Source organism: Natrononativus amylolyticus, assembly GCF_024362525.1.
GTDB classification, from domain to species: domain Archaea; phylum Halobacteriota; class Halobacteria; order Halobacteriales; family Natrialbaceae; genus Natrononativus; species Natrononativus amylolyticus.
This window is the reverse complement of record NZ_CP101458.1, coordinates 1,653,484-1,668,280: the sequence shown is the minus strand read 5'-3', so window position 1 is coordinate 1,668,280 and position 14,797 is coordinate 1,653,484. Positions and strand designations below refer to the sequence as shown.

The 14,797-nt window shown below is 66.9% G+C and carries 18 protein-coding genes and 1 tRNA gene; 6 read left to right on the top strand and 13 right to left on the bottom strand.

Translation table 11 applies throughout. The features are described 5' to 3' along the window. Positions 1-74 (top strand) — tRNA-Thr (locus NMQ11_RS08795). Positions 75-363: 289 nt separating this feature from the next. Continuing rightward, the gene (gene ddfA / locus NMQ11_RS08790; protein WP_255167282.1) at positions 364-645 is read left to right on the top strand and encodes a DdfA family disk-determining factor; all 282 of its coding nucleotides are present in this window, start codon (positions 364-366) and stop codon (positions 643-645) included. Here ddfA and NMQ11_RS08785 read toward each other — a convergent pair whose 3' ends face one another. Together NMQ11_RS08785 and NMQ11_RS08780 are read right to left on the bottom strand one after the other, a co-directional pair. Beyond that, positions 646-1,059, bottom strand: coding sequence for an acyl-CoA thioesterase (locus NMQ11_RS08785; RefSeq protein WP_255167281.1), 414 nt, complete (start codon positions 1,057-1,059; stop codon positions 646-648). A 149-nt stretch (positions 1,060-1,208) separates the two neighbouring features. After that, entirely contained in the window at positions 1,209-1,970 is a 762-nt protein-coding gene (locus NMQ11_RS08780; protein WP_255167279.1) for a ribonuclease H-like domain-containing protein, read from the bottom strand. A gap of 114 nt (positions 1,971-2,084) precedes the next feature. Between NMQ11_RS08780 and NMQ11_RS08775 the strand changes: the two genes are divergently transcribed. Next, the gene (locus NMQ11_RS08775) at positions 2,085-2,768 is read left to right on the top strand and encodes a DUF7547 family protein (protein WP_255167275.1); all 684 of its coding nucleotides are present in this window, start codon (positions 2,085-2,087) and stop codon (positions 2,766-2,768) included. Positions 2,769-2,799: 31 nt separating this feature from the next. Here NMQ11_RS08775 and NMQ11_RS08770 read toward each other — a convergent pair whose 3' ends face one another. Genes NMQ11_RS08770 through hflX form a run of 3 tightly spaced genes read right to left on the bottom strand, consistent with a single transcriptional unit; the run spans position 2,800 to position 5,679 of the window. Continuing rightward, positions 2,800-3,168, bottom strand: coding sequence for an OB-fold domain-containing protein (locus NMQ11_RS08770; protein WP_255167273.1), 369 nt, complete (start codon positions 3,166-3,168; stop codon positions 2,800-2,802). Further along, positions 3,165-4,319, bottom strand: a complete 1,155-nt coding sequence (locus tag NMQ11_RS08765; RefSeq protein WP_255167272.1) for a thiolase family protein — start codon at positions 4,317-4,319, stop codon at positions 3,165-3,167. The genes NMQ11_RS08770 and NMQ11_RS08765 overlap by 4 nt, the downstream gene beginning before the upstream one ends. A gap of 58 nt (positions 4,320-4,377) precedes the next feature. Continuing rightward, on the bottom strand, positions 4,378-5,679 hold the full coding sequence (gene hflX / locus NMQ11_RS08760; protein ID WP_255167271.1) for a GTPase HflX: 1,302 nt from the start codon (positions 5,677-5,679) through the stop codon (positions 4,378-4,380). Positions 5,680-5,964: 285 nt separating this feature from the next. On the opposite strand from hflX, the gene NMQ11_RS08755 reads away from it, so the two are divergent. Further along, positions 5,965-6,270 (top strand): FUN14 domain-containing protein, encoded by a 306-nt coding sequence (locus tag NMQ11_RS08755; RefSeq protein ID WP_255167269.1) that lies wholly within the window; start codon positions 5,965-5,967, stop codon positions 6,268-6,270. A gap of 32 nt (positions 6,271-6,302) precedes the next feature. Here the strand turns inward: NMQ11_RS08755 and NMQ11_RS08750 are convergent, their stop codons facing one another. The 6 genes from NMQ11_RS08750 to tbsP form a co-directional block, all read right to left on the bottom strand. Continuing rightward, positions 6,303-7,028 (bottom strand): ribosome assembly factor SBDS, encoded by a 726-nt coding sequence (locus NMQ11_RS08750; protein ID WP_255167267.1) that lies wholly within the window; start codon positions 7,026-7,028, stop codon positions 6,303-6,305. 64 nt (positions 7,029-7,092) lie between these two features. Beyond that, positions 7,093-7,857, bottom strand: coding sequence for an archaeal proteasome endopeptidase complex subunit alpha (psmA, locus tag NMQ11_RS08745; protein ID WP_255167266.1), 765 nt, complete (start codon positions 7,855-7,857; stop codon positions 7,093-7,095). A 4-nt stretch (positions 7,858-7,861) separates the two neighbouring features. After that, entirely contained in the window at positions 7,862-8,347 is a 486-nt protein-coding gene (locus NMQ11_RS08740; protein ID WP_255167265.1) for an Rpp14/Pop5 family protein, read from the bottom strand. Further along, positions 8,344-8,979 (bottom strand): class I SAM-dependent methyltransferase, encoded by a 636-nt coding sequence (locus NMQ11_RS08735; protein WP_255167263.1) that lies wholly within the window; start codon positions 8,977-8,979, stop codon positions 8,344-8,346. The genes NMQ11_RS08740 and NMQ11_RS08735 overlap by 4 nt, the downstream gene beginning before the upstream one ends. Next, on the bottom strand, positions 8,963-9,664 hold the full coding sequence (locus NMQ11_RS08730; protein WP_255167262.1) for an RNase P subunit p30 family protein: 702 nt from the start codon (positions 9,662-9,664) through the stop codon (positions 8,963-8,965). The genes NMQ11_RS08735 and NMQ11_RS08730 overlap by 17 nt, the downstream gene beginning before the upstream one ends. A gap of 358 nt (positions 9,665-10,022) precedes the next feature. Continuing rightward, complete coding sequence (tbsP, locus tag NMQ11_RS08725) at positions 10,023-10,841, bottom strand: transcriptional regulator TbsP (protein ID WP_255167261.1); 819 nt, start codon at positions 10,839-10,841, stop codon at positions 10,023-10,025. Between the two features lie 316 nt (positions 10,842-11,157). Here tbsP and glyA point away from each other — a divergent pair, with 316 nt between their 5' ends. Further along, a complete protein-coding gene (glyA, locus tag NMQ11_RS08720; RefSeq protein ID WP_255167260.1) occupies positions 11,158-12,405 on the top strand; it encodes a serine hydroxymethyltransferase in 1,248 nt (415 codons plus the stop codon). Between the two features lie 180 nt (positions 12,406-12,585). Further along, positions 12,586-13,485: a bifunctional methylenetetrahydrofolate dehydrogenase/methenyltetrahydrofolate cyclohydrolase gene (locus NMQ11_RS08715; RefSeq protein ID WP_255167259.1), complete on the top strand. Its 900-nt coding sequence runs from the start codon at positions 12,586-12,588 to the stop codon at positions 13,483-13,485. 17 nt (positions 13,486-13,502) lie between these two features. On the opposite strand, the gene NMQ11_RS08710 is transcribed toward NMQ11_RS08715, so the two are convergent. Together NMQ11_RS08710 and NMQ11_RS08705 are read right to left on the bottom strand one after the other, a co-directional pair. Continuing rightward, entirely contained in the window at positions 13,503-13,985 is a 483-nt protein-coding gene (locus NMQ11_RS08710) for a hypothetical protein (protein ID WP_255167258.1), read from the bottom strand. A gap of 62 nt (positions 13,986-14,047) precedes the next feature. After that, the gene (locus NMQ11_RS08705; protein WP_255167257.1) at positions 14,048-14,758 is read right to left on the bottom strand and encodes a DUF7117 family protein; all 711 of its coding nucleotides are present in this window, start codon (positions 14,756-14,758) and stop codon (positions 14,048-14,050) included. Positions 14,759-14,797: the final 39 nt, after the last annotated feature.

The window sequence follows — 14,797 nt, the reverse complement described above, 5'->3', positions numbered from 1 at the left end:
GCCAGGGGAGCATGGGTGGTTCATGCACTCGACTTGTAATCGAGACTCCCGGGGTTCAAATCCCCGCCCTGGCTTTCTCGATCGCTCGAGTTCGATCTCTGCCGAGCGATGGTGGGGACGACGACCTCGTCCCAGAACCGTTGCGTATAATCACGTTCTACGCCGGTCGACAATATTGGATTGCGAACCGTGCTCGACGTGCTTGAAACGTTTAACGTATCCTGGTTCTCGTAATGTTAGATTGTTCTCACTGCCCAATTTATACAGTAGTGAACATATATGTGAGGCATCTACCGGATTTCGTCCCCGTGCGTGCGTGGAGGTCACAGGATTTATAACCACCCGTGGAAAGAGTGTGCTCTAATGCTACTCTCAGTGGACCGTTCGGATGCGAAACGACACCAGTCGCTCAGCTACGAAATCGTCGACGCTGTCGCCGAACGAGAGGGTGTAGACGCGACGGAGATCGAACCACCCGAGTACGAAGCATTGTACGACGTCCTCAATCCCGAGGCGCTCGAGGCGCTGTTCGCCCCCCGCGAGGACGGCACCCCGCGCAACCCGGGTCGCGTCGAGTTCACCTTCTGTGGCTACGACATGGTCGTGACGAGCGACGGCGACGTCACCGTCATCGAAACCGAGTAATCAGCTTCTGCGGGCCTCGTTCCGGTGTGTGGCGATCCGCTCGCGCCAGGACTCCGATAACGGCCGCGACTCGCCCGACTCGCGGTCGACGATCACCTGGACGGTTCGGGCGGTCGCGACCCGCTCGCCGTCGGCTCGAACCTCGTACTCGATCGGGAGACTCGAGTTGCCGAGTTCGGGGACGGTCAGCGCGACGGTCACGGTTTGGTCGGCCTGGATCGGCCTGACGTAGTCGATCGTGAGGTTCGCCAGGACGGTGTCGGTGTCGACCAGTGATTCCCCGAGCACCTCCCTGAAGTACTGCTCTCGAGCCTGCTCGAGGTAGGTCGCGTAGACCGCGTTGTTGACGTGTCCCATGAAATCGACGTCGCGGAGGCGGACGTCGATATCGGCTTCGTAGGTGAACTCACTCATGTCGGTGATCGAGTCGGAGTGCACGGGCTTAGTTACCGGTGGTCGGCCACCGGCGGCTGTCCGGACGGCGCTGTCCGTTCGGAAGGACCGCCGGACGGACACATTGTAACGGACCGGTTACACTCGCGTCGGAGGAGTGTTGTCCCACCCTACCCGTCGAGTCGTCCCGCACGGGCGGCCTCGAAGACGTCGTCGTGGAGTCGTCTGGTAACGGTCTCCATCAGCGGTTCGAGGTTCGCCGTGTCGGCCCGGTTGTACTCGACGAGCGTCTCGAGTGCGGCCTCGTCGCCCCGTTCGTACTCGTGCCAGAGACGGACCGCGTCGCGGCCGGTGATGTCGGGCATGTCGCGGCCGATTCCGAGGTCGCGTTCGATCCGCTTGAGCCCGCCACTTAACCCCAGCTTCCGACAGGCGTACATGAGGTCGACGTGGGGAATCGTCGCGTCGACGTCGTAGCAGGTCTCGAGAAACGGCACGTCGAAGCGCCGGCCGTTGAACGTCACCAGCAGCGACGCCGCGTCCAACTCGGTCTGGAGTCGCTCGCCGGTGAGGTCGCGGCCGTTGACGAACGTCTTCGTCTCGCCGCCGCGGTGGACGCTGACGGTCGTCACGTCGTTACAGCTCGCGTCGAGGCCCGTCGTCTCGATGTCCAGAAAGCAAGCCTCCTCGCGGGCGTTCTCGTACAGCCGCCACCGGCTCGAGGCGGGCAACTCCGCGGCGAAGTAGCCGAGGTTTCCGCGCTCGAGGTGGCGCCACCCCTCGTCGATGAACGTCTCGATCCGGTCGGCCAGCGTCGAGCCGACGACGCTGCCGTCGAACTCGTCCCAGTGGGTGATCCCGTTCGCCCAGAGCCGCCGCTCGGTCGCTTCGCCGACACCCCGGACGGGGATGAAACTGTTCTCGATTCGCACGTTCGTTCAGGGGCGCGACGAGGGCAAAAACGCTTGGGTCCCGGTCGGGCGCCGAACGGACGGTCGCACCTCGAGAATCGGCCGGTTTTTCATGTAGGAGGTGATACAGTACGTATGAGCCGTTCAGACGACGACCTCGCCGACGCCGTCCGGGAACTCTCCCGAACGCTCGAGGCCCTCCGGGGGGAGCTCGAAGCGCGGGCCAGCCGGCGAGAGCGCCGCCCCCGACTCCCGCTGCGGCCGCCGACGCCGCGGGAACTGCTCCGGTTCGCCGACGACGTCGCGATCCCGACGCTCATCGCGATCCTCGAGGCGAACGTCCGGGCCCTCGAGGCGTTCCAGCGTAGCCTCCGGCTGGCGCGCACGGCCGACGACGCTCGCGAGCGTGCGGACGACGCCTCGGAGGCCACGCGCGCACGCGCAGAAGAACTCCGGCAGACGACGCTGACGCAGCTCGACGGCGCCCTGAGTGCGCTCCAGCGGGCGGTCTCGGACGGGGCGCTACCCGAAAACGATCGCGCGCGCGAACTCCTCGAGGACGCGCGTCGGCTCCGGGACGACGTCGACGAGCGACTCGCCGACTCGAGCGCGAGCGAGGAGGAATCGGCCAGGACGATCGAACTCGAAGAACCCGACGACGAACCGGAAACGAGCGTCGACGTCGACGCCGAACTCGAGACGCTGAAGGATCAGTACGGAACCGACGAACCGGACGACGGGGCCGAAAACGACGATTCGGACGACTCGAGTGACGGATCCGAAGACGGCGACGACTCGAGCGGCGACGCCGAACGATAGCGCCCCCGGCCGCCGTCTGGGGGTCCCGGTGTCAGACCGGCTCGAAGCGGAACCCGTCCCACGCCTGGCTCTCGGCGATCTTGATCCCCGCGCCCGGTTCTCTGAGCTCCTCGGCGTAGATCGGGCGAACCTCGTCTCCGGATTCGATCTCGTCGGTCGTGAGCTGTCCGATCGCCCGCACCGGTTCGCCGTCTACGTCGAACTCCACGATCGCGATGTGGTTCGGCTCCCTGACCCCCGGCGGCGTCGCCGTGCTCGTCGTCCAGGTGACGACCGTCGCCGTGTACTCGCTCAGGTCGACGGTGTCGACGGGCTCCTGGCCGTCCGGGCCGAGGGGATGGCCCGGGTAGCCGATCGAGCCGTCCCCGTACCGGTAGGCGGTCATCTCGCGGTCGCTCATGCTGCGGCCTCCATGATCGTCGTGATGACGCAGTTTCCGAAGCCGCCGACGTTACAGCAGAGGCCGACCTCGGCGTCGACCTGCCGCGGGCCGGCCTCGCCGACGAGCTGTTCGTAGATCTCGACGCCCTGAGCGACGCCGCTCGCGCCCAGCGGATGGCCTTTCGACTTCAGCCCGCCGGAGGTGTTGATCGGCAACTCGCCGTCGCGGTCCGTCTCGCCGGCCTCGACGCGCTTCCAGGCCTCGCCCTGTTCGGCGAAGCCGAGCCCCTCCATCTGGAGGAACTCGAGGATGGTGAACATGTCGTGGAGTTCGGCCACGTCGATCTCCCCGGGGCCGTAGCCACTCATTTCGTAGGCCGCCTCGCCGCTCTCGACGACCCCGCCCATCACCGTCGGATCGGGGCGCTCGTGGACGACGTGGGTATCGGTTGCGCCCGCCACGCCCGCGACAACGGCGTACTCGTCGGTGTACTCCTGTGCGACAGATTCCGGGCAGAACATGAGTGCCGCGCTCCCGTCGGTGATCGGACAGAAGTCGTACAGCCTGAGCGGGTCGGCGACGATCGGACTCTCGAGGACCGTCTCGAGGTCGACCTCCTTGCGGAACTGGGCGTGGGGGTTGTCGACGCCGTTTTCGTGATTCTTCACCGCCACCTTCGCCAGGCTCTCGCGGGGCGCGTCGAAGCGCTCTAAGTAGTGGCGCGCGGTCATCCCCGCGAAGGAGGGGAGGGTGACGCCGTGTTTGTACTCACAGGGGTGGGTGATCGAGGCGATCACGTCGGTCGCCTCCGCGGTCGAGCGGTGGGTCATCTTCTCGCCGCCGACGAGCATCGTCAGCTCGCTTGCGCCGCTCGCGATCGACCGCCAGGCGGCGTAGATGCCCGCGCCGCCGCTCGAACTCGTCTGGTCGATCCGTTCGGTGTAGGCGGGGAGCGCCCCGAGGTCGTGGGCGAGGGCGTTCATGATCCCGCCCTGGCCCTCGAACTCGCCGCTGGCCATGTTCGATACGTACAGGTGCTTGAGGTCGCCCGGTTCGACCCCCGCATCGGAGAGGCAGGCGGTGCCGGCCTCCGCGAGCAGGTCGCGGATCCAGCCCTCGCGCTGGCCGAACTGGGTCATCGACGAACCGATGATCGCGACGCGTTCCATGCCTCCACAGACTCGCGTGGGTGGTTTATAGCATGGGGTATAGCGCGCGAGGGTCGTCTCAGGCCGATTCCGCCGACGGCGCTCTGAGTTCGCTCGCACGCGAGCGCGCCTGTTCGATCACGGCCGGTCGCGCCGCGAAGGCGACCAGTACGTCCTCGTCGCCGTAGGTGACGTCGTCGACGTGAGCGTTGTCGTGGATCCAGGAGACGAGGCTCATCGTCTCGTCGGTCATCGGCAACACCAGCCGCTCGTCGCGCCAGTCGGGGAGTTCCGCGTCGATGCGCTCGAGGAGCGCCTCCACGTTCGTCCCCTCCTGGGCGCTGACCGTGACGGGGTTGGGAGCGAGGGCGGCGAGAGCGGTACGCTTCTCCTCGAGTTCCGTCTCGCTGACCCGGTCGATCTTGTTGAGCACCGTCACGATCGGCGCCTCGTTGCGCTCGTAGAGGGTGTCGTGACAGGTGACGAGCTTCTCGTGGATCTCGTCGACCGGCTCGCTGACGTCGACGACCAGCAAGACGAGATCCGCGCGGTAGACCGAGTCCAGCGTCGACTTGAACGACTCGACCAGCCAGTGGGGCAGGTCGCTGATGAAGCCGACCGTGTCGGTCACGAGGACGTCCCGCGGCTCGATGTCGGCGCGGCGGGTGGTCGTTCCCAGCGTGGTGAACAGCCGATCCTGGGACTCGGCGGTCGCGTCGAGGTCCGGGTGAAGGTCCTCGTTCTCCTCGACCTCGAGGTCGACCGCGAGGCGGCGAAGCAGCGTCGACTTGCCGGCGTTCGTGTAGCCGGCGAGCGCGACCAGGTCGAACCCGGAGTCCCGCCGGCGCTCCCGGCGGTGTTCCTCGTCCCGTTCGATCTGGCCGAGTTCGTCCCTGATCCGGCTGATCTGGGCTTTGATGTCCCGTTCGCGGCTCTCGTCGTACTCGCCGAGCCCCATGAACCCGGGGTGTTCGTCGCGCTTCGCGAGGCTTGTTTTGGCCTCTGCGCGCGGCAATTCGTAGCGCAGTTCGGCGAGTTCGACCTGGAGCTGGGCCTTGCGTGTCTGGGCGCGCTGGCCGAAGATCTCGAGGATCAGCGTAAACCGGTCGATCACCTCGACGTCCTCGGGCAGTTTTCGGCCGAGGTTGTACATCTGGTACGGCCCGAGACGGTTGTCGAATATCACCGTCGAGACGTCGGCCATCGACGCTTTGTCGGCCAGTTCGTCGGCCTTCCCCTCTCCGAACTGGAGGGCGGGGTCCGCCGTTCGCGACTGGGTGACCTCACCGACGACCTCGTAGCCCGCCGCGCGGGCGAGATCCGTGATCTCTTCGGTGTCCGGCGTACCGGAGTCGACGCGTTTTGCGATAAGTGCTCTCATGAGGGGTGGGACAGACAGCAACGGCCGGTTCGCGCGCTCGCCGTCGAGACGCGTCGCTGTGTGGCGCCGCCGGCGCCGGGGACACAGCCGCCGCCCGCGAGTGCGGACGTCACGTACGCGACCAGCTCACTGCGGCCGGCCGGACACCTCCGTTGAGACGACGCGGTTCATAGCTCCCGGTACGCGGCCAGGTGCCTTCAATCCCGTGGCGGAGACACACCCCGTGATAAGCGGAAACTCTGTCTACCAAAACAGTCTTAGTTGGCTGGGCGAATCTCACTGACGATGGTAGAGATCGATCCAACCGCCCTCGGCCTCGAGTTCGGCGGCGGCGCGGTTATCGGCGGGATCATGGGGTTCGCTGCGAAGAAAATCGCGAAGCTCGTCGCCGTGATCATCGGCCTCCAGCTCGTCGTCTTTCGGTACCTCGAGTCCCAGGGAATCCTGATCGTCGACTGGAGCGCCCTCTCGGCGGGACTGATCAGTACGACCGACCGCGCGGACCCGACCTGGCTCGAGTCGTTGATCTCGACGCTCTCGCTTGGCGCGGGCTTCACCGCCGGCTTCATGATCGGCTTCCGCCGGGGGTAGTGAACCCCTCCGCGGCGGACGCGTAGAACCGACTACCGCGTACTCAGCTCGTCTTTGTCCTTGACGATCCTGGTTTCGGCCTCGCCGCTCGTGTGCTCGTTGAGCAGGTCGTAGAAGTCGTTCTGGAGCCCCGCGGGGAACGTGACGACGCCGACCCAGGAGCCGTCGGGCTGCCACTCCTCGCGCTCTAGGTCGCCGTACTGGCGCACCCGCGCCTGGACGCTGCCGGCGTACTCCGGCGGAAGCTGGACCGCGACGGTCACCTCCTCGAAGCGGATCGGAATGATCGGCCGGAGGTCGTCCAGCGCGTCGTCGATCTGTTCGCTGACCGGCACCATCGGATCCACGGTGAAGCCGGCCTCCTCGAGGGCGCTCTCGATGCGCTCGGGCGGGTGGGGCGCGTTGTCCATCTGTGGATTGATCGCGTTTCGCGTGATCCGGTTGATCAGCTGCTTGCGCTTCTGTTCTTGCATCTCGCGGCGCTGTTCGGCCGTGATCTGTATCTCGCCGCGCTCGACCACCTCGGGGATGATCTCGAGGGGGTCGGTGGTGCCGAACACCGTCTCGAGGTCGTTCTCCGCGGGGCGGTCGCCCGTCGACGCGTTGTCGAAGACGTCCTCCGCGGCGATCACCTCCTCCAGGTCGCCGTCGAACTCGCCGCGTTTGATTGCGAGCGCTGCGTCCGGATCTACCAACACTTCGAACCGCGCACCGTGGGACTCGAGTCGCGCGGTCACCGCCTCGTCGAGCGAAATCATGCCTGTGGATAGCAGGGGGCGGGTAAAAGAACTTTCCTGCGACGGCCGGGACGACGGACCGTCGTTACTCGTCGTCGGTTTCGTCCTCGTCGTCGCCCTCGTCGAGCAGGTCGTTCTCGACGAGGTACTCCTCGATCCGGTCGTCGTCGAACTGTTCGAAGCGCTCGGTCTCGACGTCGATGGTTGCCAGCCCGACCTCGCGGGGGAGCATCGAGCCCTCGTTGACCGACGCCAGCGCGTCGAGCGCGAGGGCGATCCCGCCATCGAGGTCTGCCTCCTCGTCGTAGTTCTCCTCGAGATACCCCTGGAGTTCGCCGCGCTCGGCGCCGACGGCGAGAGCCTTCCACTCGTAGGGGGTCCCGGAGGGGTCGGTCTCGAACAGCCGCGGCTCGCCGTTTTCGATCCCGCCGACGATCAGCGCGACGCCGAACGGGCGCGCGCCGCCGACCTGGGTGTACTGCTGGATGTGGTCGGTGATCTCCTTCGTGAGGCTCTCGACGCCGATCGGTTCGCCGTAGCGGAGGTGGTTGACCTGTGCCTGCCGGCGCGCGAAGTCGATCAGCTGGCGGGCGTCGGCGACGTGGCCCGCGTTCGCGATGCCGATGTGGTCGTCGGCCTTGTGGATCTTTTCGACGCTCGACTCCTCGAGAAGCGGCGAGGAGATCCGTTTGTCGACCGCGAGAACGACGCCACCCTCGGTTCGAATCCCGATGCTCGCCGTGCCACGTTTGACCGCCTCGCGGGCGTACTCCACCTGGTAGAGTCGGCCGTCGGGCGAGAAGATCGTAATGCCACGGTCGTACGCCTGCTGTTGGGCTTGTCCCTGCATAGTATCACGCTAAATCGTAATCGAGGTCTGTCGCGCCGACGAACGAGGTTTCGAGCCGCACGTCTCCCGTACCGTTCCGTACGACAGCGACTCGGTCTTCGTTCTCGAACACGACGTTTCTCTCTTCCGGAACTTGCCCGCGGCGTCCTAAATACTTTTCTTCAGCGGCACGGATCGTGCCACCGATCCCGCGGACGGCGATACCGACCGGTTCGCCGTCGATCTCGTCGATACAGGCGATCGCCGCCCGCGCGGGGTCGGTCTCCCCGCGTCGGACCTTCAACAGCGCCTCGCCGGCGCCGTCGGCGAACGCGAACCTGACGACCGTGAGATCGGCGTCGGCGCTCCCCGGGTCGCCCAGCAGGTTCTGGCTCGCGTACCAGACCGCCCGCTGGAACGACCGGCGGCCGATCGAGGCGTCCGGCCAGCACTCGATGCCGACCGCGAGATACCGCCAGCGCGGCCGGAGGTGCTTCGGGAGGTGCTTCACTGGCCTTTTTCGGACTCGTCCGTACCCCTTCGCGGGGCCTCGGCGACGAGCACGCCGATCTGGTCGTGGACCCGTTCGACGGCCGTCAGCGAGAAGCCGGCGTCGGTGAACGCGTCTGCGAGGGTGCCGACGGTTGCCGGATCGTCGACCTCCGGGCCGTAAAACGGCGCCTCGGGGTCGGGCTCGCCGAAGAACATGATGTCCCCGAGGACGAACTTCCGGGGCTCGAGGGCCGCGATGACGTCGATCGCCTCGCGCTTTTCGGCGTCCGAGAGGTGGTGCATCGCGAAGTTCGAGACGACGACGTCGGCGGGGCCGTCGTAGGCGGGCTCGCGGAAGGTGCCGTGCTCGAACTCGACGTTCTCGAGGCCTTCGTCCTCGGCTTTCGCCCTCGCCTCCTCCATCATTCCCTCGCTGATGTCTCTGCCGACGACCCGCTTCGCCCCGGGGGCGAGCGCGAGGGCGATCGCGCCGGTGCCGGTGCCGAGGTCGAGGACGACGTCGTCGCTGTCGGGGGCGGCGTGTTCGATCACGAGGTTCGCACACGCGTAGTACTCGTCTGGTTTCGACTCGTCGTAGTCGGCCGCCTTCTCGTCGAAGCGGGCGGCGTGTTCGTCAACGCTCTTTTTCATACCTGCCACGTTCGACCCCCGGCTCAATGAACGAATCGGACTGCACCCGGCGGTTGCGCTCGGCGAGCCGGCCCCACTCCCGGAGCCCCGCGGCGATCCACTCGCCGTCGACGCCGAGCGGGTCGCCCAGCGCCCGGAGCTCTCGCGGGGCCCGAAGCTCGAGGTGGCTCCGCGGGTCGGCGCTCACGACGTAGGGGGCGTCGTAGTAGTCGACGATCTCGCGGAGCTTCCGAAACGCCTTCACCGCCCGAACCCGCCGCCCGCCGCTCCGGCGGAGGACGGGCGCGAGCGAGAACTCGAGGCGCACGCCGTTCTCGACGGCCGCCTTCGCGAGGACGTGGTTGACGTCGCCGCCGGCCATCGGGTCGGCGAGCACGTCGACTTTCGGCTGTTCGACTGCGAACCGGTTGAGCGCGTTCGAACCGCCCTCCACCGCGAGGATCGTGTGGGAGCGACGGAAGTTCCCGATCGACCCGCTCGCCCGCTCGGGGCTGTCCGCCCGGATCTCGACTCCCTCGACGACGTCGATCCCGTACTCCTCGGCGATCCGGTCGGCGTCGTACTCGGCGCGGGCGCTCGAGTGATTCCGAACCACCACGCCCTCGAAGCCGTAGTCGGCCGCGGTCTTCGCGAGCCTGGCAACCGTGCTCTCACCGTCGGGGTGGGCGTGGACGGCCTCGTACATACTCGAGCCGAGACGCGGCGGTGACTTGGGCGTTGCGCCACGCGCCGGACCGGGCTGCCCAACCGTGACACGAGTGGCCGGGAACGCAGCCGAGCGAGAGCGAGGACGCGTGACCCGGGGAAGGGCAGGCCATTTGCCAACACCCACCGCGAGCGCAGCCGCAGGCTGCGCGAGCGGGCCGACGACTGATGTGAGTGACTGAAAGGAACGAACGGAGGGAGGAGTGCTTTTGATCGAAACTGAGCGGAAGCTTCGCTTCCGCGAGGTCCAAAAGAGCTTCGCTCTTTTGATGATTTTACCGAGGGACATCGCGGTCGCGACGGTTCGTGACCGCGATAGACCACAGAATAAAATTTCGTTAGTTGAGAATGCTCTCTGCCACCGTCGCCAACTGGCCGTTGTCGGCCTCCTCGAGGCGCTCGTCGCCGATCTTCAGGCGCAGGCGCGGCCGACCGACGTCGATCGGGACCTTCTCGGTGTCGATCAGCCCCATGTCCTCGAGTTTGGTCTTCGTCCGCGAGAACGTCGCCTTGCTAGCGATGCCGACGTCCTCGCCCCACTTCGAGATGTCGTACAGCAGCGCCTCGTTCTTGGCGGCGACCAGCAGCGAGATGGTGACCTCGTCGAGGCCGTCGCCGTCGCCGCGGGCGGTCTCGAGCGAGCCGAGGATCGCGGTGAAGTCCTCCTCTGCGCCCTCGCCGATCTCCTCTGCGAGGGTCTCGCGGACGCGGCTGATCGGCGGCGTCCGGAGGTTGAACGCGGTCGCGTCCTCCCAGCGGCCGGCGTAGGTGTCGGTGGCCGCCTCGACGAACTCCCCGTCGTCGGTCGTGAGCCCGCCGACGCGGTCGCCCGCGTGGACGAGGGCGACGACGCGGTCGTCGGTGATCAGCAGCGAGTTCTCGGGGGCCTGCTCGAGCGAGCGGAGTTCGAGCGCGCCGGCGGTGATGAGGTCGGCCGCGTTGGACGCGACGATGAAGTCGTCCATCACCTCCTTCAAGGTGCGCTCGTCGGCGAGCATGTGAACGGTCGGGAGGTCGCCGTCGAAGTCGGTGGCGACGACGACGAACTCTTCGATGGCCTCCCGCGAGGGGTTGATCAGATAGACGTCGTCCGTCGCGTCCTCCAGGACGGACTCGAGGATATCGTCAATCTGCTGGTTTAGTAAATTCGAGGTCATTACTCTGAATAAGTAATCGTTGTAGGGGTACTTATTTTTGATGGTCTTTCGCACGTCAGAAGTTCTGATCAGCGCGGTTCGTGGTGATCTTTGCCGGAATTTTGCCTCTCTCCGGGTCGGCCGGTGGCGGAAATATCTGTCCCACCGTCGTCGATCGACGGCGTTCGTGCCAGCGGAATGGACGAGGCCGGTGCCGGACGCGGGCCGAGCGGACGACCGTCGTATCGGCTCAGAGGCGCGCCTCCGGGGGTTTCGGTACCGTCTCGAGTTGCCAGAGAAGGGTACACTTATACAGCAGCCAGACGGTCCATCCGGTATGGAGCACGAGCACGTCCGAGCCGTCGATCCGGCAGTTGCCGACGCTCTCGAGAGCGAGGTCGACCGCCAGCGATCGACGCTCTCGATGATCGCGAGCGAGAACCACGTCAGTCGGGCGGTCCTCGACGCCCAGGGAAGTGCGCTAACCAACAAGTACGCCGAGGGGTACCCCGGCGCTCGCTACTACGGCGGCTGTGAGTACGCCGACGAAGTCGAAGAACTCGCCATCGAACGGGCGACCGAACTGTTCGGCGCCGAGCACGTCAACGTCCAGCCCCACTCCGGCACGCAGGCCAACCAGGCCGTCTACTTCGCGATGCTCGAGCCGGGCGATAAGATCCTCTCGCTGGATCTCACCCACGGCGGCCATCTCAGCCACGGCCACCCGGCGAACTTCACGGGCCAGCTCTACGAGGTCGAACAGTACGAGGTCGACCCCGAGACGGGCTACCTCGACTACGACGGCCTGCGCGACCACGCTGAGGAGTTCGACCCGGACGTCATCGTCTCGGGATACTCGGCGTACCCGCGCGAGGTCGAGTGGGAGCGGATCCAGGAGGCCGCCGACGCCGCCGGCGCGCTTCACCTCGCAGACATCGCCCACATCACCGGCCTCGTCGCCGCCGGCGTCCACTCCTCGCCAGTCGGAATCGCGGACTTCGTCACCGGCAGCACCCACAAGACGATCCGGGCCGGTCGCGGGGGTATCGTGATGACCAGCGAGGAGTACGCCGACGACGTCGACTCGGCGGTGTTTCCAGGCGGCCAAGGCGGCCCGCTGATGCACAACATCGCCGGGAAGGCCGTCGGCTTCGGTGAGGCCCTCGAGCCCGAGTTCGAGGAGTACGCCGAGCGAACCGTCGCCAACGCGAAGGCCCTCGGCGAGCGCCTCTCCGAACACGGGTTCTCGCTGGTTTCAGGCGGCACCGACAACCACCTCGTGCTTGTCGACCTGCGCGACTCCCACCCCGATACGACCGGCGGCGACGCCGAAGAGGCCCTCGAGGACGCCGGTATCGTCCTCAACGCGAACACCGTCCCGGGCGAAACCCGGTCGGCGTTCAACCCGAGCGGCGTTCGCGCGGGCACGCCCGGTCTCACCACGCGTGGGTTCGACGAGGACGACCTCCGGACGGTCGGCGACTGTATTGCCCGGGTCATCGACGCGCCCGGCGACGAGGACGTCGAGCGGGAGGTCCGCGAGGAAGTCGACGCCCTCTGTGCGGCGAACCCGCTGTACGAGTAGCGGCACGCGTCGACCGGGCTGTTTTTACGTTTTCGCCGCGGGAGCCGGTTCGAAGCGACGGCTCGAGCGCACCATCCACACGGGACGGAGGATACACACACGTGTATATTTTTGACGGCCCGAACGGGATATTGGGCACGGACCCGAGGGTTGAAGAGGCTCGCGCTCGCCCCCTCGAGTATGACCGACGCCGAAATCATCGACGGAAACGCCGTGGCCGGCGAGATCCGCGACGGCCTCTCCGGGGCGATCGAAACCCTCGCCGACGCCGGCGCGCGGCCCGGCCTCGCGACGGTGTTGATGGGCGACGATCCCGCGAGCCAGACGTATGTCAACATGAAACAGCGCGACTGCGAGGAGGTCGGGATCGACGGCACGCACGTCGACGTCGACGGCGACGCGCCGGCCGAGGAGTTGTACGAAACGCTCGAGGAACTCAACGCCGACTCCGACGTCCACGGCTATCTCGTGCAGAACCCGGTGCCCGATCATATCGACTACCGGGAGGTGATCCGCCGCATCGACCCCGCCAAGGACGTCGACGGCTTCCACCCGGAGAACGTCGGTCGGCTCGTCGCCGGCGACGCCCGATTCCGGCCCTGTACGCCCCACGGCGTTCAGAAGCTGCTCGAGGCGTACGACATCGAGACGGAGGGCGCGGACGTGACGATCGTCGGCCGCTCGCAGATCGTCGGCAAGCCGCTGGCGAACCTGTTGCTCCAGAAAGCCGACGACGGCAACGCGACGGTGACGGTCTGTCACTCTCGAACCGAGGAACTGGCGGCGAAGACGCGAAACGCGGATATCGTCGTCGCCGCGGTGGGCGTCCCCGAACTCGTCGACGGCTCGATGCTCGCGCCGGGGACGGTCGTGATCGACGTCGGCGTCAACCGCGTCGAGGCGGACACCGAGAAGGGGTACGAACTCGTCGGCGACGTCGACTTCGAGAGCGCCCGCGAGGTGGCGAGCGCGATCACGCCGGTCCCCGGCGGCGTCGGGCCGATGACCCGGGCGATGTTGCTCTACAACACCGTGCGCGCGGCGAGCGAGCAGACCGGCGTCGACGTTGCACTTCCCTAGTCGCACCGCTTACCTGGCTACCAGCGGCTGTGCAGCCCGTTCCTGATCGCCGTCTCGAGGTCGTGCGGTCGCTCCGACCCGATAAAGACGGACGCGGCGTCGCGACGGTGGACCCAGATACCCTCGGTAGCGTCCGGCACGTACTCCCAGCCGGCTCGAGTCCACTGGATTCCGTATCCGTGTGAGCGCCGTTCTCCCCGCTCGAGTGATTCGATCGTCTCGAACGAGATCCGGCGAGCCGAGCGGTGAAACGGCGAGTATCGGATCGAGAGGCCGCGGTCGTCGACCCGCGTCAGCAGTTCGCCGCGCGCGATCAGTGCCAGGGGAATCGCGATCGAGGTGACGAGCAGTCCCAGCGGAGCGGCCGCGGCGGTCGTACTCGTTGTACCGTCGAGGACCGCAATCGCGGCGAGGGCGACGACCGGCAGCGAACAGACGCCGACCGCAGTCAGGAGCCACGACGGGTGGTCCTGTCGTTCCTCGAACCGTGGCCCGTCCATCGGCGTCGGTTCGAGGCGAGACGAGAAGTGGTTGTCGTTCGTGACTATTCGAGTCGGCAGTCTCACTCGAGGCGCTCGAGTCGGTCTCCCGCTCGGACGAGAGCGTCGTCGTCGCCGCGGAGCCCGTTCGCGAGGTCGCGGGTCGCGTCGACCAGGCGCTCCGCGGTCCCCGGCTCGACGTCGCCGTCGAGCAGCTGGATCCGCCTGACGTGATCGCCGAGCGACTCGAGGAGGCTCCGTTCGGTCGGGGTCGTCGAGCGATCGGCGATCCAGGTTCGGAGATCGTCCCTGTACTCGTCGACGGCGCTCGCGTACGCGAGCCCCCGCGGACCGTGAAACGACCGGGGAACGTCCTCGCCGGCCGGACGCACGCCGCCGTCGGCGTCGGCGAGCAGCGAGAGGAAGTACAGCTCCCCGGGATCGCCGAGGCGGGAGACGCGAGCGACCACGTCCGCGACGTGGCTGAGCTCCATCGCGGCAAGATAGGCGTCGTCGAGGTCGCGTAACTCGCCACCGCTGATGAACCCCCGTTTGCGGATGTACTCGCGACACCGCTGTCGGGCCCGCGTTGCGAGTTCCCGCGTCGAGGCCGAGTCGACCTCGTTTCGGACGGGAGTGAGATCGAGCGCCGCGGCCGTGTCGGTGTGTTCGGTTCGCTCGTCGAGCCCGACGCTGCGGAGGCTGCCGCAGGCGGGGCAGCCGACGCTGCCGGTCTCGTAGTACGACCAGCGGGTACCGCACTCGGTGCACTCGCGCTCGCCACGGATCTTCATCGCGTGGATCTACTCGAGCCAGCACAAAAGTCCCACCGT

Coding starts and splice junctions, on each gene's coding strand:
- ddfA (WP_255167282.1), top strand. CDS start 364: ATGCTACTCTCAGTGGACCGTTCGGATGCGAAACGACACCAGTCGCTC.
- NMQ11_RS08785 (WP_255167281.1), bottom strand. CDS start 1,059: ATGAGTGAGTTCACCTACGAAGCCGATATCGACGTCCGCCTCCGCGAC.
- NMQ11_RS08775 (WP_255167275.1), top strand. CDS start 2,085: ATGAGCCGTTCAGACGACGACCTCGCCGACGCCGTCCGGGAACTCTCC.
- NMQ11_RS08770 (WP_255167273.1), bottom strand. CDS start 3,168: ATGAGCGACCGCGAGATGACCGCCTACCGGTACGGGGACGGCTCGATC.
- NMQ11_RS08765 (WP_255167272.1), bottom strand. CDS start 4,319: ATGGAACGCGTCGCGATCATCGGTTCGTCGATGACCCAGTTCGGCCAG.
- hflX (WP_255167271.1), bottom strand. CDS start 5,679: ATGAGAGCACTTATCGCAAAACGCGTCGACTCCGGTACGCCGGACACC.
- NMQ11_RS08755 (WP_255167269.1), top strand. CDS start 5,965: ATGGTAGAGATCGATCCAACCGCCCTCGGCCTCGAGTTCGGCGGCGGC.
- NMQ11_RS08750 (WP_255167267.1), bottom strand. CDS start 7,028: ATGATTTCGCTCGACGAGGCGGTGACCGCGCGACTCGAGTCCCACGGT.
- psmA (WP_255167266.1), bottom strand. CDS start 7,857: ATGCAGGGACAAGCCCAACAGCAGGCGTACGACCGTGGCATTACGATC.
- NMQ11_RS08735 (WP_255167263.1), bottom strand. CDS start 8,979: ATGAAAAAGAGCGTTGACGAACACGCCGCCCGCTTCGACGAGAAGGCG.
- NMQ11_RS08730 (WP_255167262.1), bottom strand. CDS start 9,664: ATGTACGAGGCCGTCCACGCCCACCCCGACGGTGAGAGCACGGTTGCC.
- tbsP (WP_255167261.1), bottom strand. CDS start 10,841: ATGACCTCGAATTTACTAAACCAGCAGATTGACGATATCCTCGAGTCC.
- glyA (WP_255167260.1), top strand. CDS start 11,158: ATGGAGCACGAGCACGTCCGAGCCGTCGATCCGGCAGTTGCCGACGCT.
- NMQ11_RS08715 (WP_255167259.1), top strand. CDS start 12,586: ATGACCGACGCCGAAATCATCGACGGAAACGCCGTGGCCGGCGAGATC.
- NMQ11_RS08710 (WP_255167258.1), bottom strand. CDS start 13,985: ATGGACGGGCCACGGTTCGAGGAACGACAGGACCACCCGTCGTGGCTC.
- NMQ11_RS08705 (WP_255167257.1), bottom strand. CDS start 14,758: ATGAAGATCCGTGGCGAGCGCGAGTGCACCGAGTGCGGTACCCGCTGG.